At 69.0% G+C, this 21,268-nt stretch carries 22 protein-coding genes; 12 read left to right on the top strand and 10 right to left on the bottom strand.

Annotated features, from left to right (window positions below):
* Positions 1-69 precede the first annotated feature (69 nt).
* Complete coding sequence (locus MHN80_RS20810; RefSeq protein WP_239403474.1) at positions 70-1,374, bottom strand: class I SAM-dependent RNA methyltransferase; 1,305 nt, start codon at positions 1,372-1,374, stop codon at positions 70-72.
* Entirely contained in the window at positions 1,371-3,386 is a 2,016-nt protein-coding gene (locus MHN80_RS20805; protein ID WP_004018834.1) for an APC family permease, read from the bottom strand. Before MHN80_RS20805 ends, MHN80_RS20810 begins: the two co-directional genes overlap by 4 nt.
* Before the next feature lie 78 nt (positions 3,387-3,464).
* On the opposite strand from MHN80_RS20805, the gene MHN80_RS20800 reads away from it, so the two are divergent.
* On the top strand, positions 3,465-4,133 hold the full coding sequence (locus MHN80_RS20800; protein WP_004018835.1) for a TrkA family potassium uptake protein: 669 nt from the start codon (positions 3,465-3,467) through the stop codon (positions 4,131-4,133).
* Positions 4,134-4,155: 22 nt separating this feature from the next.
* Positions 4,156-4,818 (top strand): TrkA family potassium uptake protein, encoded by a 663-nt coding sequence (locus MHN80_RS20795; RefSeq protein ID WP_004018837.1) that lies wholly within the window; start codon positions 4,156-4,158, stop codon positions 4,816-4,818.
* Here MHN80_RS20795 and MHN80_RS20790 read toward each other — a convergent pair.
* On the bottom strand, positions 4,799-5,491 hold the full coding sequence (locus tag MHN80_RS20790; RefSeq protein WP_239403473.1) for a DUF3159 domain-containing protein: 693 nt from the start codon (positions 5,489-5,491) through the stop codon (positions 4,799-4,801). The genes MHN80_RS20795 and MHN80_RS20790 overlap by 20 nt on opposite strands.
* The gene (locus tag MHN80_RS20785) at positions 5,488-5,862 is read right to left on the bottom strand and encodes an OB-fold nucleic acid binding domain-containing protein (protein WP_004018839.1); all 375 of its coding nucleotides are present in this window, start codon (positions 5,860-5,862) and stop codon (positions 5,488-5,490) included. The genes MHN80_RS20790 and MHN80_RS20785 overlap by 4 nt, the downstream gene beginning before the upstream one ends.
* A 214-nt stretch (positions 5,863-6,076) precedes the next feature.
* Between MHN80_RS20785 and MHN80_RS20780 the strand changes: the two genes are divergently transcribed.
* Positions 6,077-6,808 (top strand): alpha/beta hydrolase, encoded by a 732-nt coding sequence (locus MHN80_RS20780; protein WP_239403472.1) that lies wholly within the window; start codon positions 6,077-6,079, stop codon positions 6,806-6,808.
* 7 nt (positions 6,809-6,815) lie between these two features.
* Here MHN80_RS20780 and MHN80_RS20775 read toward each other — a convergent pair whose 3' ends face one another.
* Both MHN80_RS20775 and dut read right to left on the bottom strand, forming a co-directional pair.
* Entirely contained in the window at positions 6,816-7,712 is an 897-nt protein-coding gene (locus tag MHN80_RS20775; protein ID WP_239403471.1) for a DUF3710 domain-containing protein, read from the bottom strand.
* Between the two features lie 84 nt (positions 7,713-7,796).
* Positions 7,797-8,282 (bottom strand): dUTP diphosphatase, encoded by a 486-nt coding sequence (gene dut / locus MHN80_RS20770; protein ID WP_101818756.1) that lies wholly within the window; start codon positions 8,280-8,282, stop codon positions 7,797-7,799.
* 22 nt (positions 8,283-8,304) lie between these two features.
* Here dut and MHN80_RS20765 point away from each other — a divergent pair, with 22 nt between their 5' ends.
* Entirely contained in the window at positions 8,305-8,877 is a 573-nt protein-coding gene (locus MHN80_RS20765) for a DUF3093 domain-containing protein (protein WP_239403470.1), read from the top strand.
* Positions 8,878-8,958: 81 nt separating this feature from the next.
* On the opposite strand, the gene MHN80_RS20760 is transcribed toward MHN80_RS20765, so the two are convergent.
* Positions 8,959-9,258 (bottom strand): DUF4193 domain-containing protein, encoded by a 300-nt coding sequence (locus MHN80_RS20760; RefSeq protein WP_004018846.1) that lies wholly within the window; start codon positions 9,256-9,258, stop codon positions 8,959-8,961.
* Positions 9,259-9,669: 411 nt separating this feature from the next.
* On the opposite strand from MHN80_RS20760, the gene cei reads away from it, so the two are divergent.
* Positions 9,670-10,362 (top strand): envelope integrity protein Cei, encoded by a 693-nt coding sequence (gene cei / locus MHN80_RS20755; protein ID WP_004018847.1) that lies wholly within the window; start codon positions 9,670-9,672, stop codon positions 10,360-10,362.
* Between the two features lies 1 nt (position 10,363).
* Here cei and MHN80_RS20750 read toward each other — a convergent pair whose 3' ends face one another.
* Positions 10,364-11,290 carry an inositol monophosphatase family protein gene (locus MHN80_RS20750; protein ID WP_239403469.1) on the bottom strand — a complete coding sequence of 309 codons (927 nt, stop codon included), beginning with the start codon at positions 11,288-11,290 and terminating at the stop codon, positions 10,364-10,366.
* Positions 11,291-11,447: 157 nt separating this feature from the next.
* On the opposite strand from MHN80_RS20750, the gene ppgK reads away from it, so the two are divergent.
* The 4 genes from ppgK (at position 11,448) to MHN80_RS20730 (ending at position 15,781) form a co-directional block, all read left to right on the top strand.
* Positions 11,448-12,251 (top strand): polyphosphate--glucose phosphotransferase, encoded by an 804-nt coding sequence (gene ppgK, locus MHN80_RS20745; RefSeq protein WP_004018849.1) that lies wholly within the window; start codon positions 11,448-11,450, stop codon positions 12,249-12,251.
* 56 nt (positions 12,252-12,307) lie between these two features.
* Positions 12,308-13,873, top strand: a complete 1,566-nt coding sequence (locus tag MHN80_RS20740; RefSeq protein WP_239403468.1) for an RNA polymerase sigma factor — start codon at positions 12,308-12,310, stop codon at positions 13,871-13,873.
* A 393-nt stretch (positions 13,874-14,266) separates the two neighbouring features.
* Positions 14,267-15,316: a sulfite exporter TauE/SafE family protein gene (locus tag MHN80_RS20735; RefSeq protein ID WP_239403467.1), complete on the top strand. Its 1,050-nt coding sequence runs from the start codon at positions 14,267-14,269 to the stop codon at positions 15,314-15,316.
* A 258-nt stretch (positions 15,317-15,574) separates the two neighbouring features.
* Positions 15,575-15,781, top strand: coding sequence for a hypothetical protein (locus MHN80_RS20730; protein ID WP_004018852.1), 207 nt, complete (start codon positions 15,575-15,577; stop codon positions 15,779-15,781).
* A 132-nt stretch (positions 15,782-15,913) separates the two neighbouring features.
* Here the strand turns inward: MHN80_RS20730 and MHN80_RS20725 are convergent, their stop codons facing one another.
* Positions 15,914-17,674 (bottom strand): DEAD/DEAH box helicase, encoded by a 1,761-nt coding sequence (locus MHN80_RS20725; RefSeq protein WP_004018853.1) that lies wholly within the window; start codon positions 17,672-17,674, stop codon positions 15,914-15,916.
* Between the two features lie 283 nt (positions 17,675-17,957).
* On the opposite strand from MHN80_RS20725, the gene MHN80_RS20720 reads away from it, so the two are divergent.
* Positions 17,958-19,163, top strand: a complete 1,206-nt coding sequence (locus tag MHN80_RS20720) for a YihY/virulence factor BrkB family protein (protein WP_239403466.1) — start codon at positions 17,958-17,960, stop codon at positions 19,161-19,163.
* A gap of 52 nt (positions 19,164-19,215) precedes the next feature.
* Here the strand turns inward: MHN80_RS20720 and MHN80_RS20715 are convergent, their stop codons facing one another.
* Positions 19,216-19,488, bottom strand: coding sequence for a DUF3039 domain-containing protein (locus MHN80_RS20715; RefSeq protein ID WP_010840877.1), 273 nt, complete (start codon positions 19,486-19,488; stop codon positions 19,216-19,218).
* A 100-nt stretch (positions 19,489-19,588) separates the two neighbouring features.
* Between MHN80_RS20715 and MHN80_RS20710 the strand changes: the two genes are divergently transcribed.
* Positions 19,589-20,041 (top strand): DUF3099 domain-containing protein, encoded by a 453-nt coding sequence (locus MHN80_RS20710; protein WP_064571753.1) that lies wholly within the window; start codon positions 19,589-19,591, stop codon positions 20,039-20,041.
* Between the two features lie 276 nt (positions 20,042-20,317).
* Positions 20,318-21,256, top strand: coding sequence for a sigma-70 family RNA polymerase sigma factor (locus tag MHN80_RS20705; protein ID WP_171011532.1), 939 nt, complete (start codon positions 20,318-20,320; stop codon positions 21,254-21,256).
* Positions 21,257-21,268: the final 12 nt, after the last annotated feature.

Raw genomic sequence — 21,268 nt, 5'->3', positions numbered from 1 at the left:
ATTCGTCGCGAGCCGGACCGGCGGATGGCCGGGACACCGCCGTCGCCGGACCGTCCGGACCCGCGTTGCTCACCCGGGCGCGGACGGGAGGAGGCAGGCCACCGCTTCCACGTGGTGTGTCAGCGGGAACGCGTCGAAACCGCGGATCTCCGCGACGCGGAATCCGCGCTCGGCGAAGAGTCCGAGATCACGTGCGAACCGGGCTGCGTCACAGCCCACGTGGACGACGATGCCGGGCCGGGCGTCGGCGACCGCGGTGATCACCCGCTCGCCTGCACCCGTGCGGGGCGGGTCGAGCACGACGACGTCGGGCCGCCCGGTCAGGTCCGCGATCCGGGTCGCGACCTCGCCCCTGTGGGTGCGCACCCGATCGCCCTCGCCGGCGAAAGCACGGTCGGCGGCGTCGAGGGCGGCCGGATCGGAATCGACGATGTGAACGGAGTCCAGGCCACCCGGACCGTCGAGCAACGCGCCCGCGAACACTCCCGCGCCGCCGTAGAGATCCCACGCCACGCGCGGCGGCGTCCCGAGATGCGCACCGACGAGTTCGGCGACGGTCTCGGAGTAGGTCCGGGGCGCTTCGCGGTGCGCCTGCCAGAATCCCGTGACCGGGATGTCCCAGGACCGCCCGCCGACACGGTGCACCGCGTTCGCGCCGCCTTCGAGGATCGCCTGGGCGCGGGGTCGCGACCGCCGGACACGGTTCTGCTGCGCGCGGCGCCGGCTGTCGGCGCGGCCCCGCCGCGGCTTCTCGACCGGTGCCAGCTCGGTGACGTGGCGTGCGCCGTCGGCGTCGAGCACGACCGCGAGCTCGGAGTGCGGGGTGAAGCGACCGTCGGCGAGTCCGTCGAGCATCCCCGCGGCGGGCTGCACGCAGGGCTCGGTCACGATCGTCCGGCCGCGGAACGCCGACTGGCCCGGGTGCCCCTGCCCGTCCACGGCGAGGCGGGTACGGATCCGCCAGCCGAGGTCGGCGTCCCCGAGCCGCCGGACACCGACGGTCGCCAGCTCGGTGCTCGCGACGACGTTCCGCGGGAGATGGCCCACCCGGTCCAGGACATCGAGCAGCACAGCCTGTTTCAGGTCCCGGGCATGATCGGGCGCCACGTGGCCGAGATCGCAGCAGCCGGCTCCGGCCGACGCCGCCGGACACGGTGAGGGCACCCGATGGGGTGAGGCGTCGAGCACGTCCACCGCATCGGCCCGCCAGTACGAGTCGTGCCGGTCGTCGGTGATCTCGGCGACCACCCGTTCGCCGGGGATCGCCCCGCGCACGAACACGACCCGGCCGTCCGCGCGGCCCACCGCCTCACCGCCGTTGGCCGGTCGGTCGACGGTGACCTCGACCCGGCGGGGCGATCCCGACCCGGTCACGGTCGCCGTTCGGGTTCGCCCAGTGCGCGGCGGGTCTCCCCCGGCGCCCAGTACGCACGGTCTTCCTTGCGCCGGTCCGACGAGGTGAGCTGCCACGGCACCGAGGTCACCATGACGCCGGGTTCGAACAGCAGGCGTCCCTTGAGGCGCAGCGCCGACTGATTGTGCAGGATCTGCTCCCACCAGTGTCCGACGACGTACTCCGGGATGAACACGGTGACCACGTCACGCGGCGACTCGCGGCGCACCCGGCGCACGTATTCGACGACCGGACGGGTGATCTCGCGGTACGGCGACGCGATGACCTTCAGCGGGACCGTGATGTCGCTGGCCTCCCATTCCGAGACGAGTTTGCGGGTGTCGCGGTCGTCGACGTTGACCGTGATCGCCTCGAGGACGTCCGGCCGGGTCGCCCGCGCGTACCGCAGGGCACGCTTGGACGCCATGTGCAGGCTGGACACGAGCACGATCGAGTGGGTGCGGCTCGGCAGGACGGCCTCGTCGTCCTCCTCGGCGCGGTCGAGTTCCCGCTGCACCGATGCGTAATGGTGATGGATGAGCTTCATGATCACGAACAGCACGACCATCGCGATGACCGCGATGTAGGCCCCTTCGGTGAACTTGGTCAGGAGCACCACGACGAGGACGGTGGCCGTCATCACCAAGCCCACGGTGTTGACCACCCGGGACTGCATCATGCGGCGGCGCGCGCTCGGATCGGTCTCGGTGCGCAGCAGGCGCGTCCAGTGCCGCACCATGCCGGTCTGGCTCAGGGTGAACGACACGAACACACCCACGATGTAGAGCTGGATCAGCGCGGTCACCTGCGCGCCGAAGGCGACCACGAAGATGATCGCGGCGATCGCCAGGAACAGGATGCCGTTGCTGAACGCCAGCCGGTCGCCGCGGGTGTGCAGCTGCCGTGGGAGGTACCGGTCCTGCGCGAGCACCGAACCCAGCACCGGGAATCCGTTGAAGGCCGTGTTGGCGGCCAGCAGCAGGATCAGGGCGGTGACGGTGGCGACGAAGAAGAACGCGGGCGGGAACGAGTCGAACACCGCGTGCGCGAGTTGCGCGATCATCGCCTTCTGCTGATAGCCCTCGGGCGCGCCGATGAGATCCTGCTCCGGATTCATCACGTACTTCGCGCCGATCTTCTCGGCCAGCAGGACGATGCCCAGCAGCAGCGTGATCGAGAAGGCACCCAGCAGCAGCAGCGTCGTCGCGGCGTTGCGGGACTTGGGTTTCCGGAACGCCGGCACGCCGTTGCTGATGGCCTCCACCCCGGTCAGCGCCGCACAGCCGGACGAGAACGACCGGGCGACGAGGAAGACGAGCGCCAGCCCGGTGAGGTTGTCCTGCTCGGGCACGATCCCGAAGTCCGCGGTCTCGGAATGGATGTCCTGCCCGAGCACGAAGATCTCGGTGAAGCCCCAGATGAGCATGCCCAGGACACCGATGATGAACCCGTAGGTGGGGATCGCCAGAAAGGCGCCGGACTCCTTGATGCCGCGGAGGTTCACCGCGGCGAGCAGCATGATCGCGCCCACGCAGAACCACACCTTGTGCTCACCGACGAACGGGATCGCCGAGCCGATGTTCTCCGCGGCGGAGGTGACCGAGACCGCCACCGTGAGCACGTAGTCCACGAGGAGGGCGCTGCCGACGGTGAGGCCCGCGTTGGGTCCCAGGTTGACCGTCGCCACCTCGTAGTCGCCGCCACCCGAGGGATAGGCGTGCACGTTCTGCCGGTAGCTCGCGACGACGACGATCATGACGATCGCGACGGCGATCGCCACCCACGGCGTGAACGCGAGCGCGCTGATCCCCGCGACGGACAGGACCAGGAAGATCTCCTGCGGCGCGTACGCCACCGAGCTCATCGCGTCGGACGCGAAGACCGGCAGGGCGATCCGCTTGGGCAGAAGGGTATGACCGAGGGTGTCGCTGCGGAACGGCCTGCCGAGCAGCAGGCGTTTCGTCGCGACGGACACCTTGGAGACGGTGGACACCAGGCAACCCTAGAGCGTCGGCGCCGAGCCGGGTAGGTTCGACTCGCGGCAGACGAGCCGCATGTGGAGAGGAATGCCGTGCAGGTGGTCATCATGGGTTGTGGGCGGGTCGGATCCTCGCTCGCAATGGCGATGCAGAAGCGCGGACACGACGTCGCGATCATCGACCGCGATCCGAGCGCGTTCGTGCGATTGAGCCCCGATTTCGCGGGCCGCACGATCACCGGGGTCGGGTTCGACCGCGAGATCCTGGTCAAGGCGGGCATCGAGCACGCCGACGCCTTCGCCGCGGTGTCGTCCGGGGACAACTCGAACATCATCTCGGCGCGGGTGGCCCGCGAGACCTTCGACGTCGAGCGCGTCGTGGCCCGCATCTACGACGCCAAGCGAGCCGAGGTGTACGAGCGTCTCGGGATCCCGACGGTGGCGACCGTGCCGTGGACGACCGAACGGTTCGTCTCGGCACTCGGCGAGACGACGACGATGGAGTGGCGCGACCCGTCCGGTTCGCTGGCCATCGCGCAGATCGACGTCGACGAGTCCTGGATCGGGATCTCGGTCGCCCGATTCCAGGAACAGACCGGGGCGCGGGTCGTGTTCCTCAGCCGCGTCGGACGCCCGGTCCTGCCCGACGCGAAAACCGTTGTCCAACAGGATGATGTGATCTACGGGGCAGTCATGCTCGACAATCTCAAGAACGCCCGCGGCCTCGCCGCGAAGCCGTTCACCCAGAACGAGTCCGGATGATCCGGGCCGAAGGAGTCCTGAAGTGAAGGTCGCCATCGCCGGAGCCGGCGCGGTCGGGCGCTCCATCGCACGCGAGTTGCTCGTGAACGCCCACGAGGTCACGCTTTTCGAGCGCGACGCCGGTCACATCGACACCGACGCCGTCGCCGGCGCGGACTGGGTGCTCGCCGACGCGTGCGAACTCGCCAATCTCGAGAACGCGCAGCTGCAGACCTACGACGTGATGATCGCCGCGACCGGCGACGACAAGGCCAACCTCGTCGTCAGTCTCCTCGCGAAGACGGAGTTCGCGGTCAACCGGGTGGTCGCCCGCGTCAACGATCCCCGCAACGAGTGGCTCTTCGGCGAGGACTGGGGCGTCGACGTCGCCGTGTCGACGCCGCGACTGCTGGCCTCCCTCGTCGAGGAGGCGGTGTCGGTCGGCGATCTGGTCCGGTTGATGACCTTCCGCCAGGGACAGGCCAATCTGGTCGAATTGACCCTGCCGTCGAACACGCCGCTCGCGGGTAAACCCGTACGCAAGCTGGAACTCCCCCGGGACGCGGCACTCGTCGCGATCCTGCGCGGCGGACGGGTGATCGTCCCGCAGCGCGACGACCCGATCGAGGGCGGCGACGAACTGATCTTCATCGCGCCGACCGAGGCCGAACCCGCCCTCTACGAGGCTATGCAGATCGTGCGGTGATCTCGGCGTCCGCCGAGGCTTCCGCGCGGGCCGCTTCGGCGCGCTGCGCGCGGCGGACGAGCAGGATCGTCGCGAGCACCACGAGAGCGGTCAGGGGCCACCCCATCGCGATGCGGGTGAAGGCCAGCCACCCGGTCGCGCCGTCGTCGTACAGTTCCGATTGGGTGAGGTAGCGCGCCGCGAAGAGCAGCGCCCACAGCGCCGTGGCGATGTCGTAGGCACGCAGGATGGAGCGTTGTCTGCGCCAGCTCGATCCCTCGCCGTTGACCAGGTGCCACGCCACACCGATGAGGGGCCGGCGCACCAGGATCGAGATGACGAAGACGATCGCGTAGACGAGGGTGCTCCAGATGCCGAAGAGGAAGTAGCCCTTCGCATCTCCCACCCGGTCGGCGATGAAGACGCATATCCCGACACCCAGCAGGCCCGAGATCGCGGGTGTGAGCGGTTCGCGGCGTATGAGTCGTACGACGAAGAGCAGCGCTGCCACACCGAGCGCGGCGTAGATGGCCGTGCGGAGGTCGAAGAAGGAGTTGACGGGGACGAACACCACCACGGGCACCGTCGAGTAGACGAGGCCCGAGACGCCACCGATCTGTTCGAGGACCGTCGGCGTCGTCCGCTCGGGAGCCGACGGTTCAGATGCCGACTGGTCGGGCGCCGGGCCGGTCACTCGTCGACGCCGTGCAGCTCGTAATAAGGGTTGTAGATCACCTTGTGTCCGTCCTGCTCGGCGAGGCGGCCGCGGACGGTGACCTTGCGGCCGGGTTCGATCCCGGTGATGCGGTTGCGACCCAGCCACTTGAGCATCACGATGTCGGAACCGTCGAAGAATTCGGCCTTCACACCCGCCTTGGCCGACCGCGAACACGTCTCGACGGCGCGGAGCTCGCCGTGCATGGTGACCTCGTCACCGCGGCAGCATTCGGATGCGCGCTGGGCGCCCGTCGCCTTGGATTCCTCGGCGATCTTCTCTGCGTCGGCGTCACCGAGATCTTCGGTCAGCCGACGGGTAAGTCGTTTGAGATAGCCGGCAGTGGGCATCTCGACCCTCCCAATGGATTTCGGCCGGTACCGCGGGCTGTGCAGAGCGGTGACCGTGGGTCGCCGAACGAGTGATCGGTGACCTGTCCGCCAGCGTAGACCCCGGCCCGTGCCAGTGACAACGTAGACGACCACGGGGGCATTCCGCGGTGCCGGGCCGCCGCGAACTCGGGTCTGCGCGGGGCCCCGGGACACACTAGGGGATGATGCCCTGATGCCCGGCACCGACCGTCTGCACCGCCCGCCTCCGACCGCTCTGGTCGTGATCCCGGGAACGGGTTCCGACGCCGATCACGCCTCCCGCTCCTTCGGCGGCGCGGCCGCCGACCTCGGCATCGAGCTCATCGCCCTGGAACCGACGGCGTCGCTGATCGACGGCCACCGACTGGGGCTGGAGCGTGCCGCTCGAGCCCATCGGTCGATCCTGGTGGGCGGCGTCTCGATCGGGGCCGCGATCGCGCTCGACTGGGCCATCGGTGACGCCGGACGACGGTGCTCCGGAGTGCTCGCCGCGCTGCCGGCATGGAGTGGCGAGGCCCACACCGCCCCCGCGGCCGCGAGTGCCGTCGCCACCGCCGAGGCGCTCGAGCGTGACGGACTCGAGGCCACCATCGCCGCGATGACGAGCAGCAGCCCCGGCTGGTTGGCCGCGGAACTGACCCGGTCGTGGCGGCGCCTGCACCCGGGACTCGCCGCCGCCCTGCGCGAGGCGGCCGGCTACCGGGCTCCGGTGCCCGCCGAGATCGGCGGCCTCACGGTGCCCCTCGCCATCGTCGCGGCCCCCGACGATCCCGTGCACCCGATCGCCGTCGCCCGTGAATGGCACGCCGCCGCACCGCGATCGGCTCTCGCAGAGGTCGCCCTCGACGACTGGGGCCGAAACCCGGGGCTCCTCGGAGCCGGCACGCGGGACGGCATCCTCGGGCTGATGGACCCGCAGGCGTGAGCGGACGTCAGCGCCGTCGCAGGAAGCGCTGCATCGCCGATCCCGACGACGGCGGCTCCTGGTCATCAGCGTCCGCCGGCACATCGGGCGCCTCGGCCGCGGGTGACTCGTCCTGGGGAACCTCGACAGCGGCATCCGCGTCATCGCGATAGGTGTTCTCGCCGTACACGGTGGCGTGCGCGACCTGATCGAGCGCGCCGCCGGCGACGGGACCCGACTCGTCGGTCGCGTCCGCGTCGGCCCCGGCGACCGGAGCCTGGGCCGTCGGGTTCTGGGCGCTCGGGTTCTGGGGATTCTGTCCGGCCGCGGGGTCGGCGAACATCTGTTGCTGGGCGGCCGCGACCTGCTCGGCGAGCACCGGGGGCAGCACGATCGGGAGCGGGTCCCGCGGGGGGAAGGGTTCGGAACCGCGCCGGACGACGGTTTCGGCGAGCACCGCACGGCTCAGCCGTGCGAGGTCCTCGGAGTTCTCGGTGGGCCCGCTGCCCACACACCGGACGAGCCAGCGCGGCCCGTCGACCCCGATGAACCGATGGGTGACACCGTCCACCTCGGCGACCACCTCACGCCCCCAGTGCCCGTCCTCGACACTCGTGGTGGCGCCGTCGTCGCGGAGCGAACCGGCCAGTTCCCGGACCACCTCGCGCCACATCCCGGGGGATTTCGGTGCCGCGAACGCCGTCACCGAGATGCGGCCGATGGGAGTCACCAGGTACACGTTCTGCGGTTGGTGGGCCTCGGACATCTCCACGGTGACCTGGCCACCCTCGACCACCGGCACCAGCACCGAGCCGAGGTCGAGATGGGAGTTCTCGAGCTCCTGCGGTCGGGTGGTCAGCGCGTCGAGGTCGTAGGGACCGCGCGCCTGACCGACCCGCAGTTCCTCTGATCCGTCCTGTGCCATCGCGTCACTCCTGGTTCGTCACCGCCGGCGACGACGATCTGCCGGCCACACGGAAAACAGTAATCCACCACCACCGGGCAGCGGTCAGGCGAGAATCGCCGAACCGCCGCTCGATCCGTAACCGCCGTCGCCCCGGGCGGTCTGGTCGAGTTCGTCGACCTCGACGAAGTCGGGCAGCTCGACCCGCTGCACGATCAGCTGGGCGATCCGGTCGCCGCGCGCGATCGAGATCGTCTGCTCCGGGTCGTGGTTGATCAGGCAGACCTTGATCTCGCCGCGATAGCCGGCGTCGATGGTGCCCGGGGTGTTCACGACCGACAGGCCGGCCCGGGCGGCGAGGCCCGACCTCGGGTGGATCAGCCCGACGGTGCCCACCGGCAGGGCCACCGCGATCCCGGTTCCGACGAGCTGCCGGCGCCCGGCGGGCAGTTCGAGATCGATCGTCGAATAGAGGTCGACCCCCGCATCACCCGGGTGCGCCCTGGTCGGCAGGGGTAGGTCGGGGTCGAGGCGACGGACCGCGATCGACGCCGGGGCGGAGGGCTGCGCAGGGGGGAGATCTGGGGTCACGGACGCAGACTACGCTGGTCACGTGACCGCAGATCATTCGCCCGAGCGCCCCGGGGGCACGTCGGACGCCTCCCCCGCACCCACCGGGCGGAACGCCGGCGTGACCGACTCGACGACCGATCGGTTCGACGAGCGCCTGTACGTCCCCTGGTGGTGGTGGCTCGCCGCCGTGGTCCTCACCGGCGTGGTGGGCTACGAGATCCAGCTGTCGGCGCGTGGGAGCGCCTGGAGCATCATCGGCTACGTCGCCACCGGAGTGCTGTGCGTGGTGATGCTGTGGTCGATGGGCCGCACCCGCATCCGGGTGACCCCGGATCGGGAACTGCACGCCCATCGCGCCGTCCTGCCGCGCGGCGTCGTGGCCCGCGGGGCGACGGTTCCGGCGTCGGCCAAGAGCGCGGCACTCGGCCGCCAGCTCGATCCGGCCGCCTACCTCGTGCACCGGTCCTGGGTGAAGACGATGGTCCTCATCGTCCTCGACGATCCCGACGACCCGACCCCGTACTGGCTCGTGTCCACCCGGCGCCCGGCCGAACTCCTCGCCGCCCTGGGCATCGAGGACGCCGCGGCCGACCGTCCCGCCCCCACCGCCTGACCCCGGACACGACGAAGGGGCCGCGCCGGTGTTCGGCGACGGCCCCTTTCGTCAGCTGTCAGTCGCTGGCGGCGGACCTGCTCACGCGCAGTCGACGCAGATGAGCGAGCTTCCGTTCTCCTCGGCCAGCCGGCTGCGGTGATAGACGAGAAAGCAGCTGGTACAGGTGAACTCGTCGGCCTGCTTGGGGATGACACGCACCGACAGCTCTTCGCCGGAGAGATCGGCGCCGGGGAGTTCGAAGGATTCCGCGGTGTCACTCTCGTCGACATCCACCGCCGAGGACTGGGCCTCGCTGCGCCGGGCCTTCAGCTCTTCGAGCGAGTCCTCGTTGAGGTCCTCGGTCTCCGTCCGCCGTGGCGCGTCATAATCTGTAGCCATTCTGTGCCTAACTTGTCGAGAGTGTGAGGGGCGCTCACGGTGACGGCGCTGACGTCGCCACCCGGTGTTCTTGCGCACGACTCCGCCGGGATTGTCTTACCGATGGGGTCACTGCAACGTCGTCTCGGGCGAGATTCGTACCAGAGAAACAAACGTATTGCGTGATTTCGATCACGGTTAGATATCAGGCGCACCCCGGGTCTGGAAGCGCGGGCGCCCGAAGCATAGTCGACGCCCCATCCAAGGTCAATACACTGCACCCAACTCGTCGGTAAGTTTCACCTCGTCCGTTGGCAGACGACCCGATTCGCGCGGCCGACACCGCTCCCGGCGAGGCACGCGGTCCGCCGCGGGGCCACCCTCTAGAGTGATCCGAGATCACGCAACGCCCAGTTGAGGAGCCAGTTCACGGTGGTGTCGAAGATTACGTCCGGCTATCCGACAGACGAGCAGGGCCGCCCCTACCGTCGGCGCCGCTACGCGCCCGCGATCATCACGGTCGTCGTCCTGATGGTCGTCGGTGTGGTGGTGTGGGCGATCGCGCTCGGTGGCGGCGACACCGAATCCGTACCGACGGCCTGCAATCAGCCGACGCCCCCGACGTCGGTGGAAGCCGGCGCACCCGCACCGGCCGCACCGCCGACCCTGACCGTCGTCGGGCGCGACGAGATGCTCGGGGTCGCACCGGCTCCGCTGTCCACCTTCGGTGTGCGGGTCCTCAACGCCTCCGACGAACGCGGCGCTGCCCGGACGGTGTCCGACGACCTCACCGCCCAGGGCTTCACGCCCGTACCGGACAACCCATACGCCGATGATCCGGTGTACCCCAACCGGGATCTCGACTGTGTCGCGCAGATCCGGTTCGGCCCGGCGGGTCGCGCCGCCGCGGCGGCCACGTGGCTCGCGTTCCCGTGCGCCCAGCTCGTCGACGACGGCCGGCGCGGGACGGCCGTCGATGTCGCCCTGGGTGTCCACCACTCGGGCGGCGAGATGTCGCAGGACGCGCAGGCCGCCCTGGAGGCACTGCGCTCGGCGGACCCGAAGAACCCGGCGAGCGGCGTCGACCCGGTGCTCGTCGAGGCCGTGCACTCCACTCCCTGCTGACTCAGGTCAGCGGGCGACGCGCATCGAATTCGTCCAGCAGCGCGAGGAATTCGTCGGCCACACCCGGCGCGACAGCGACGGTGATGTGTCCCTCGTCGGCCCGGGAGTCCGGCGGCGGCGTCTGGACGACGGCGCCGGCTTCGGCAGCGATGAGGCCTCCCGCCGCCCAGTCCCACGGGCTCAGCCCGTGCTCGTAGTGCGCGTCGACCGCGCCGGCGGCGACCATGCACAGGTCGAGGGCTGCGGCGCCGATGCGACGCACGTCCCGCACGCGCGGCAGCAGTTCGGCGACGATGCGGCCCTGCTGTCGGCGTCGTGCTGCGTCGTACCCGAAACCCGTTGCCACCAGGGCCAGTTCGGCACGACTGACAGGGTTGCAGCGCAACGGGCGCCGGACCCCGGTCGAGTCCGCGGCCCAGGCTCCGCCGCCGAGGGTCGCGCCGTAGGTCACGTCGCGGGCGACGTCGACGACCACCCCGGCCACCGACCGCCCGTCGACCTGCGCCGCGACCGACACCGCGTAGGCCGGGACGCCGTACATGAAATTGACGGTGCCGTCGATCGGGTCGACGACCCATCGGACGCCGGAGGGCACCGCGCGACTGCCGCCGTCCTCCTCACCCAGCACCTCGTCGTCGGGGCGCGCCTGACGGAGCAGCGAGCGGATCAGTCGCTCGGTCTCGGTGTCGGCGAGGGTGACCGGATCGGTTTCCGTCGACTTCGTCGACACAGCCTGCACCGTCGACGTCGTCGACACGGGCTGCACCGTCGCGTCAACGGTGCCCGGTTCCGGCGGCTCGCCGTGTCCCGGTGTCGCACCGAACAATTCGGGCCGGCGGCGACGCACGTGCGCGGCGGCCTCCCGGGCCACGGCGTCGGCGACCGCGGCGAGCTCGTCCACCGGAATTGTCTGATCCACGCCTTCCATGTCAGCACATGGCCCGACCGCACCGCCGATCGCGGTGACCGATCTCTCGCCTCGAACGGGCGAAACGTGTCGACAAGTGTTGCGATGTCGCGCGTTCGGCAGGTCGCGTGGATAGCCTGGATGTCGATTGCCGCCGACCCGGACAGGGAGCCCCGCCATGACCGACACGTCCGTCCCCGAATCGTCCGACCCCGACGGTTCGACGCCCTCGACCAACCTCGGTTTCGGCGTCGACGTCGGTGGGTCCGGGATCAAGGGCGGGATCGTGGACCTCGATTCCGGTGAGCTCGTCGGCGAGCGGTTCAAGGTGCTGACCCCACAGCCGGCGACACCCGACGCCGTCGCCGACGGGGTGGCCGAGGTCGTTGCGCATTTCGACTGGACGGGCCCGGTGGGCATCACCCTGCCCGGCGTCGTGACCGACGGGATCATGCGCACGGCCGCCAACATCGACAAGGCCTGGATCGGCACGGACGTCTACGAGCTGTTCAGCAAACACCTCGACGGCAGGCAGGTGTCGGTGCTCAATGACGCCGACGCCGCGGGCATGGCCGAGGACGCGTACGGCGCCGGCAAGGACGTCGCAGGGGTCGTGATGCTGTTGACGTTCGGGACCGGGATCGGATCGGCGATCCTGATCGACGGCACCCTCGTGCCCAACACCGAGCTCGGACACCTCCAGGTCGGCAAGAAGGAAGCCGAGCATCAGGCCTCCTCCCGCGTCCGGGAGGAGAAGGGCTGGTCCTACGAGAAGTGGACCGAGAAGGTCTCCGAGGTGCTAGAGACCTACGAAGCACTCTTCTGGCCGAAGCTCTTCATCGCCGGCGGAGGCATCAGCCGCAAGTCCGACAAGTGGATTCCGCTGCTGACCAACAAGACCCCGGTGGTACCGGCGGTACTGCTCAACACAGCAGGCATCGTCGGCGCCGCCATGGCGGTCTCGCGGGGCCTCAAAACCTAGCGCCGCGCGTCCATTGACCAGGTCTTTGACACACCGGACCGGACGATGTCGTTACAATGGTCGTCACCGGTCATTCCAACCGCGAAACCAAGACCTCGTCCACGGCGGCTCGTGCTGCCGTGTCGCGTCTGGTGACAGACGACAGTAGACACCACAGAAGACAGTTCGAAAGGTTGTACGTGGCAGCCATCACGACCCATCAGGGTGATGTAGAGGCCGAGGAGTCGACCGAGTCGACCCCCGCCGCGACCGACGCCCCGGCCAAACGGACCGCCAAGAAGGCTGCGAAGAAGACCGCCGCCCGGAAGGCTCCCGCCAAGAAGGCAGCAGCGAAGAAGGCCACCAAGAAGGCGGCCCCGAAGAAAGCTGCCAAGAAGGCCGCGTCGGCCGAGGGCGCCGGCGACGATCCGAACGCCGAGCCCGACGACCCGGACTCGATCGACGACATCGACGGTCCCGACGCCGAGCTGGAAGACGTCGAGATCGACGACCTCGAGGTCGACGACGATGACGATTCCGACGAGTCGGACGACGACGAGGAGTCCGCGGACGCGAAGGCCCCGGCCGCCGCCGGCGCCGCCTCCGCCACCGCGAAGGCGGGCGCCAAAGACGAGTCCGCCGCTGCGAAGTCGGGCGACTTCGTGTGGGACGAGGAGGAATCGGAGGCCCTGCGCCAGGCGCGCAAGGACGCCGAACTCACCGCCTCGGCCGACAGCGTCCGCGCGTATCTGAAGCAGATCGGCAAGGTCGCCCTCCTCAATGCGGAGGAAGAGGTCGAGCTCGCCAAGCGGATCGAGGCCGGGCTCTTCGCCACCGAGCGTCTCCGACGCATCATGGACGCAGGCGAGAAGCTCAGCACCGCCCAGAAGCGCGACCTCAACTGGATCTCGCGCGACGGCAACCGTGCCAAGAACCACCTACTGGAGGCGAACCTCCGATTGGTCGTGTCCCTGGCCAAGCGCTACACCGGCCGCGGCATGGCGTTCCTGGACCTGATCCAGGAGGGCAACCTGGGTCTGATCCGCGCGGTCGAGAAGTTCGACTACACCAAGGGCTACAAGTTCTCGACCTACGCCACCTGGTGGATTCGTCAGGCGATCACCCGTGCCATGGCCGACCAGGCCCGCACCATCCGTATCCCGGTGCACATGGTCGAGGTCATCAACAAGCTCGGTCGTATCCAGCGTGAGCTACTCCAGGACCTCGGCCGCGAGCCGACGCCCGAGGAGCTCGCCAAGGAGATGGACATCACCCCGGAGAAGGTGCTGGAGATCCAGCAGTACGCCCGGGAACCCATCTCCCTGGACCAGACCATCGGCGACGAGGGTGACAGCCAGCTCGGTGACTTCATCGAGGACTCCGAAGCCGTGGTCGCGGTGGACGCGGTCAGCTTCACGCTGCTGCAGGATCAGCTGCAGTCGGTCCTGGAGACCCTGTCCGAGCGCGAGGCCGGCGTCGTCCGCCTGCGGTTCGGTCTCACCGACGGTCAGCCCCGCACGCTCGACGAGATCGGCCAGGTGTACGGCGTGACCCGCGAGCGCATCCGGCAGATCGAGTCCAAGACGATGTCCAAGCTGCGCCACCCGTCGCGGTCGCAGGTCCTGCGCGACTACCTGGACTAGGTCGCCCCTTCGTTCGACGCCGTCGCCCCCGTGCCTCACCGGTACGGGGGCGACGGCGTTTTCGTGCCCGCACAGACACGCAAAGGCAGATTTGTCAAGGTTTGCGCGCGCTCCGATTTCGACACAGGCGGAGAGTCGGAGTTTCGGCGAGGCACTACATAGGATGGCGCGGTGACTTACGCAGTGACCGGGAGCAGACGCGGCGCCATGTTGGTGCGCCGCGCCACCGTTGACCTGCTGCGCACAGCCTCGATGCTGTGTCTGTGAGGCGACCCAACCCGCCCCGGGGCCCACGTGCGTCCCCACCTTGTGCGTTTCTCTTCTCGCGGCCGCATCGTGCCCGCTCCAGCCTCGTCACGCCCCTGACGGTGTGACTTCTCGGAAAGACCCACTATGAGAACGATTGTCCTGATCGGCCTCGTCGGCTTCGCTGCACAGCTCGTCGACGGCAGTCTCGGCATGGCTTATGGCGTCACCACCACGACCCTCCTCCTCGCCATCGGCACCAACCCGGCCGCCGCGTCGGCAACGGTGCACCTGGCCGAAATCGGCACCACGCTGGTGTCCGGCGTCTCGCACTGGAAGTTCGGCAACGTCGACTGGCGCGTCGTGCGCCGGATCGCGATTCCGGGTGCCATCGGCGCATTCCTCGGTGCGACGATCCTGTCGAATCTCTCCACCGAGACCGCGGCCCCCGTCATGGCCGTGATCCTCCTGCTGCTGGGTCTCTACATCCTGGTGCGCTTCACCTTCCAGGGCATTCCCCGGCACAACCTCGGCAAGCCGCTGCGCAAGCGCTTCCTCAGCCCGCTCGGATTCGTCGCCGGATTCGTCGACGCCACCGGTGGCGGCGGCTGGGGGCCGGTCGGCACCCCGGCCATCCTGGCCAGCGGCCGCCTCGAACCCCGCAAGGTGATCGGTTCGATCGACACCAGCGAGTTCATCATCGCCGTCGCCGCCAGCCTCGGCTTCCTGTTCAGCCTCGGTTCGCAGGGCATCAACTTCGCGTGGGTGGGCGCCATCCTCGTCGGCGGCGTGATCGCCGCACCGATCGCCGCCTGGCTCGTGCGCCACATCCCGCCGCGCCTTCTGGGCGCCTCGGTCGGCGGCCTGATCGTCCTCACCAACACCCGCAGCCTGCTGAAGAGCGACTTCATCGATGCCCCCGGCTCGGTGCGCAACGTCTTCTACGTCGTGATCGCCATCGCCTGGGCAGCAGCGTTCGCCTACTCGCTTCGCGAGTACCTGCGCGACCGTGAGAACGAGTCCTCGGACGCGGTCACCCACTTCCGCGAGGAGCAGGAAGAGGCGCTCGTGAGCGCCGAGGGCACGGAGCGTTCGGGCACCGAGGCGGCATCGACGTCCGACATCCCGGCCGCCGGCACCGCACCCGAACCCGACGCGGGCGCAAGCGGAACGCACTCCCCCACCCGGACGAGCTGACCGTCCGACCCGACCCGCGCAGAACACGTAGAGTGGTGCGACCCGGCCCCCATGGCCGGGTCGCATTGCGTTCGGGCGATCGTTGTCCAGTTGTTGCGCGAGGTTAACGGTGAGTGACGACACACCGAGCGCACCCCCGGAACAATACGAACGCCTCGAGCGTCTGACAGAGTGAGGTTGACGCATCGCCCGGATGTGTCGGCTCGAAGGGAAGGCGACCGGACACCGGCGCCGGACCGGGACGGAGGAACGACAACCATGACTGACATCGCCACCACAGCCCCGATCTACCTGCCGCTCACTGCCGCCGATCGCTGCGATCGCTGCGGCGCCGCAGCCAAGGTACGGGCCGTCCTGCCCAAGGGCGGCGAGCTTCTCTTCTGCCGCCATCACTTCAACGAGCACGAAGCCCGTCTCGTCGAGCTGAGCGCCACCGTCGTCGAGTCCGCCGGCGAGTTGGTCTGACGATCCCGACGATCTGACACGGGCGTTCCTACGCGCACAGGAGCCCGGCCGGAATCATCCGGCCGGGCTCTGTCGTGTCGTGCGTCTGTCCGTCGTGTCGGTCATGTCCGGGCCTTCGCCCTACCCGACCGATCAGCGCCACTCGCGCAGCGCGGCGATCCGTTCCTTGAGTTGCTCGGCACTGGCCATCGCGGTCGGCGGCCCACCGAGACGGGTCCGCAATTCGTTGTGCACCATGCCGTGCGGTTTACCCGTGCGATGGTGATGCATGGCGACGAGAGTGTTCAGTTCCTTGCGCAGCGCGTGCAGGTTCTCACCGGTCGTCCCGGGGGGTCGGCCGGGCGTCGGTTGCTCGGCATTCGCCGGAGACTCCGCGGTCGACGCAGCCGTCCGCGCGGTGACCTGGTCCTCCTGCCGCTTGCGCAGGAGGGCACGCACCTGATCGGCGTCGAGCAGCCCCGGAAGGCCGAGGTAGTCCGACTCCTCATCGCTGCCCGCGAACGTCGCCGTGCCGAACGACGTGCCGTCGAAGATGACCTGATCGAGCTCGGCGTCGGCGTGCAGGGACTGGAACTTCGGCTCGTCCTCCCCCGGCTCGTCCTCCTGCTTGTTGGCGTCGATCAGCAATTGGTCGTCGAGGCCGTCGCTCTCGCGGTGCGGCTTGCCGAGCACATGATCGCGCTCGACCTCCATCTGGCTGGCCAGGTCGAGCAACACCGGCACCGACGGCAGAAAGACGCTCGCGGTCTCACCCGGCCGACGCGATCGCACGAAGCGGCCGATGGCCTGCGCGAAGAACAGCGGGGTCGACGAACTGGTGGCGTACACGCCCACGGCCAGGCGCGGCACGTCGACACCCTCGGACACCATGCGGACCGCGACCATCCACTCGTCGGTGGACGCGGCGAACTGGCCGATCCGCGACGACGACTTCGGGTCGTCGGAGAGCACGACCGTCGGTTCTCTACCGGTGATGGCGGTGAGGAGTTCGGCGTAGTCGCGGGCCGCGGTCTGATCGGTGGCGATCACCAGGCCGCCCGCGTCCGGTGTGCCGGTCGCGCGCAACTGTCCGAGGCGGGTGTGCGCGGCGGTGAGCACCGCGGGGATCCAGTCGCCGTGAGCGTCGAGGGCAGTGCGCCAGGCGCGCGTGGTGTGTTCCGCCGAGAGCGGCTCGCCCAGGCGCGCGGTGTACTCCTCGCCCGCGCTGTCCCGCCAACTGGCCTCACCGGAGTAGGCGAGGAACACGACCGGGCGGACGACGCCGTCCTTCAGGGCGTCGGCGTAGCCGTAGGTGTGGTCGGCCTTGGAACGCTGATGCCCGCCGGCCTCCGGTTCGTAGGTGACGAACGGGATCGGCGAGTCGTCCGAGCGGAACGGCGTACCGGTCAGCAGCAGCCGGCGCTCGGCGTCGTCGAAGGCCTCGCGGATCGCCTCACCCCAGGACTTGGCATCGCCACCATGGTGGATCTCGTCGAGGATGACCAGCGTGCGGTAGTTCTCGGTGCGCACCCGATGCCGAGCCGGGTGGGCGGCCACCTGCGCGTAGGTGACCACGACGCCGTGGAAGTCCGAACTGGTCTGTCCGGCGGCATTGGTGAACCGGGAGTCGAGCGCTATCCCGACGCGCGCCGCGGCCTCGGCCCACTGGTGTTTGAGATGCTCCGTGGGCGCGACCACGGTGATCTTGTCGACGGTGCGGTCGTCGAGCAGTTCGCGGGCGATGCGCAGACCGAAGGTCGTCTTGCCTGCGCCGGGGGTCGCCACGGCGAGGAAGTCCTTCGGCTTCTGCGTCAGGTACTTGGTCAGCGCACGACGCTGCCAGGCGCGGAGCTGCTGTGTGGGGGCGCTCGTGGACCCGGACGGACCACTGGCGGAGGGTTCGGCTGACGTCACCTTCAGTGCTGCTCCTCCACGCGTGCGGGTGTACTGCCGGACATGAAATGACCCCTCGCGTGCGGCACCCGCGCCCAAGGGGACCCGCCAATCGTACCGCCGACCGGCGACAGCTCCCGCATCCCGACACCGGGCCGAGGCGCCCACGGAAGTCACCCCTCGTGGGCGATCCGAACGACTCGCCTGGTGACCCGAGTACCCAACCGCCCCTCCGATCAGGGATATTGAACACATCACAACGCGTAAGAGGAATCCGGTCCCGCTGGCCGACGAGACGTCGTCGGTGGCTGCGCCGAGCCTGCCCGCGGGGGCGCCACCCGCGCCCGTGTCGGCCGCGATCACCGCCCCGATCGGCGACGCCGCGACCGAACCCCTGCGCTCCGCCGCGTTGCGGGCCGCGCCCGCGTCCGGCGACGTCGAGGTGCCCGCCGACGCCGGCCGTTCGGCGAAGCCGGGCAACGACGACCCGGTTCGGGACGAGGCACCGACCGGGCCCGGCCTGCCGGTGCTGCCGAACATCCATCGCGTGATCTGGCGGACCATCGTCAAGTCCTGGGATGACGGGATCATCGGCTGGGCCGCGCAGGCCGCGTTCTGGCAGGCGCTGTCCCTGCCGCCGCTGCTGCTCGGGTTGCTCGGTTCGGTCGGTTACGTCGCGGGCTGGTTCGGTCCCGACACCGTCGACGTCGTGTACGCCCGCATCATCGACTTCGCCGACCGCACGTTCACCCCGACCGTCGTCGACGACCTGATCACCCCCACCGTCGACAGCGTGCTCGGTCGCGGACGGATCGGGTTGATGTCGGTCGGCTTCGTCCTGTCACTGTGGGCGGGATCGTCGGCCGTATCGTGCTTCATCGCCTCGATCGCCCACGCCCACGATCAGCACGAGGTCCGTAATCCGGTGTGGCAGCGGTTTTTCGCGTTGTTCCTCTACGTCGGATTCCTGAGCGTGGCGGTGTTCCTGCTGCCCCTCGTCGCCCTCGGACCGAACTACCTGCGGGCCATCGTGCCGGAATCGTGGGGATCGTTCGTCACCACCCTCATCGACTACGGCTACTTCCCGTTCGTCGCGGTCCTGCTCCTGTTCGTGCTCACGACGCTTTACCACCTCGCGCTGCCCAATCCCCTGCCGTGGCATCGGCTCATCGGCGGCGCCGTCGTGGCCGGCGTGTTCTTCTGGGTGGCGAGCTATCTGCTGCGCATCTACCTCACCAAGATCACCGAGGCCGGGGTCTCCTATGGAGCGCTGGCCACGCCGATCGCGTTCCTGCTCTTCACGTTCTCGCTGGGATTCGGCATCGTGATCGGCGCCGAGTTCAACGCCGCGGTGCAACAGTTCTGGCCGGCGAAGGCCTCGACCACGACCCAGGTGCGCCACTGGGTGAATTCACAGACCTCGGACTTCACCGGACAGCTCCGGACCCTGCCCGACCGGCTGTCCTCCGGTCCGATCCGCAGGCAGCCGCGCGAACGCGGGCGCGGCTGACGGCGCCGGGCCCGCCGCCGCCCGGCAGCGGGCGGGCCCGATCAGGCAGCCGCTACTTGCGCATCTTGCTGTAGATCTTCTTGCACTTCGGGCACACCGGAGACCCGGGCTTGGCCGACCGCGTCACCGGGAAGGTCTCGCCGCAGAGGGCGACGACGTGGTTCCCCATGACCGCGCTCTCGGCGATCTTGTTCTTCTTCACGTAGTGGAAGAACTTGGGGCGGTCGTCGTCATCCCGATCGGTCGCGTCGGCGTCGGGACGCTCGTCGGTCTTGGTGTCGGACCATTCGTCGAGGTCCGGGCGTTCGATGGTTTCGGTTCCCATGCGTCCATTGTGCGTCAACAGGCGGCGGCGGGCGAAGCCGCGGGTGCATTCGATGATCGAAAGTGGGACAGTGGAGAGGGTGTTCGAACAAAGGGAATCCATGGGTGAGACCGGTCGCGGTCAGTACGGCCACAGGAGCGCGTCACCGCACGTCGACGAGCACGGCCACCCCCTGTCGAAACGGTCGGCCGCCGAGACCTACCTGATCACCGACGCGCCGGACTCGCTGGAGGCCCAGCACCGGGCACGCGTTCGGAAATACCTGTTCCTCATGGCTTTCCGCGTGCCCGCCCTCCTGATCGCCGGTATCGCCTACGGCATCACCGGGTCGGGCCTCCTGGCGCTGGCGATCGTCGCGATCTCCATCCCGCTGCCCTGGGCGGCGGTCCTCATCGCCAACGACCGTCCACCGCGCAAGCGCGGCGAGGTCCCCCAGTACAAGTACGGCGCCGACCACCATGTCGTGGGCCCGCCCGCACTCCCCGACACCGAGAACAAACTGTCGCGCACCGTCGACGGGCAGGTCGTCGACCCCGACGATCCCCGCGCCTAACACCTCGACCCGTTCACCGCATCGCGGCGCGGTTCCGTCGCGCGCGACATCTCAGCAACTTCTCAGCCGCTTGTCGAGTCACGAAAAAGAATGCGCAGGTCACCAAGCCTCATCGAGGTTTGCTCCGAAGCACTCTCGGGAACTATCGGCCACACATGGACGTTGGACCCAGTGAACGCACTCAAGTCAGGAGGCCGCATGTCACGCTCGACAGTTGCACGTTCGACCCCGACCAAAGGTTTCGCCGAAGTCACCCCTCCGGGTACCCGGCCGGCGATGACCGAACAAGATCTCGACGCCCAGTCTCCAGCGGCGGATCTGGTCCGTGTCTATCTGAACGGAATCGGTCGCACCGCTCTCCTCAACGCGGAGCAGGAGGTCGAACTCGCCAAGCAGATCGAGGCCGGCCTCTACGCCAAACACGTTCTGGCGAACAAGAAGCGGCTCTCCGCCGCCAAGAAGCGTGACCTCGCGGTCATCGTCCGGGAAGGTGAGGCCGCCCGTGCGCACCTGCTCGAGGCGAACCTCCGCCTGGTCGTCTCGCTGGCCAAGCGGTACACCGGCCGCGGCATGCCGCTCCTCGACCTGATCCAGGAGGGCAACCTGGGTCTGATCCGGGCCATGGAGAAGTTCGACTACGCCAAGGGCTTCAAGTTTTCGACCTACGCCACCTGGTGGATTCGTCAGGCGATCACCCGCGGCATGGCGGATCAGAGTCGCACGATCCGGCTCCCCGTCCACCTCGTGGAGCAGGTCAACAAGCTGGCCCGTATCAAGCGCGAGCTGCACCAGCAGCTCGGCCGAGAGGCGACCGACGACGAACTGGCCAACGAGTCGGGCATCCCCGCGGAGAAGATCGCCGACCTCCTCGACCACAGCCGCGACCCGGTGAGCCTGGACATGCCGGTGGGCAGCGACGAGGAAGCACCGCTCGGAGACTTCATCGAAGACGCCGAGGCCACCTCCGCCGAGAACGCGGTGATCGCCGGACTTTTGCACTCCGACATCCGGGCCGTCCTCGCCACGCTGGACGAGAGGGAACAGCAGGTCATCCGGATGCGCTATGGCCTCGACGACGGCCAGCCACGCACCCTCGACCAGATCGGCCGCATGTTCGGGCTGTCGCGCGAGCGCGTCCGTCAGATCGAGCGCGAGGTCATGGGCAAGCTCCGCCACGGTGACCGTGCCGAGCGCCTGCGTGCCTACGCGAGCTGAGCGTCCCCCCAC

The organism is Gordonia sp. McavH-238-E, from assembly GCF_022348225.1.
Taxonomy (GTDB): domain Bacteria; phylum Actinomycetota; class Actinomycetes; order Mycobacteriales; family Mycobacteriaceae; genus Gordonia; species Gordonia terrae.
This window is presented reverse-complemented; position numbering and strand designations above follow the sequence as displayed.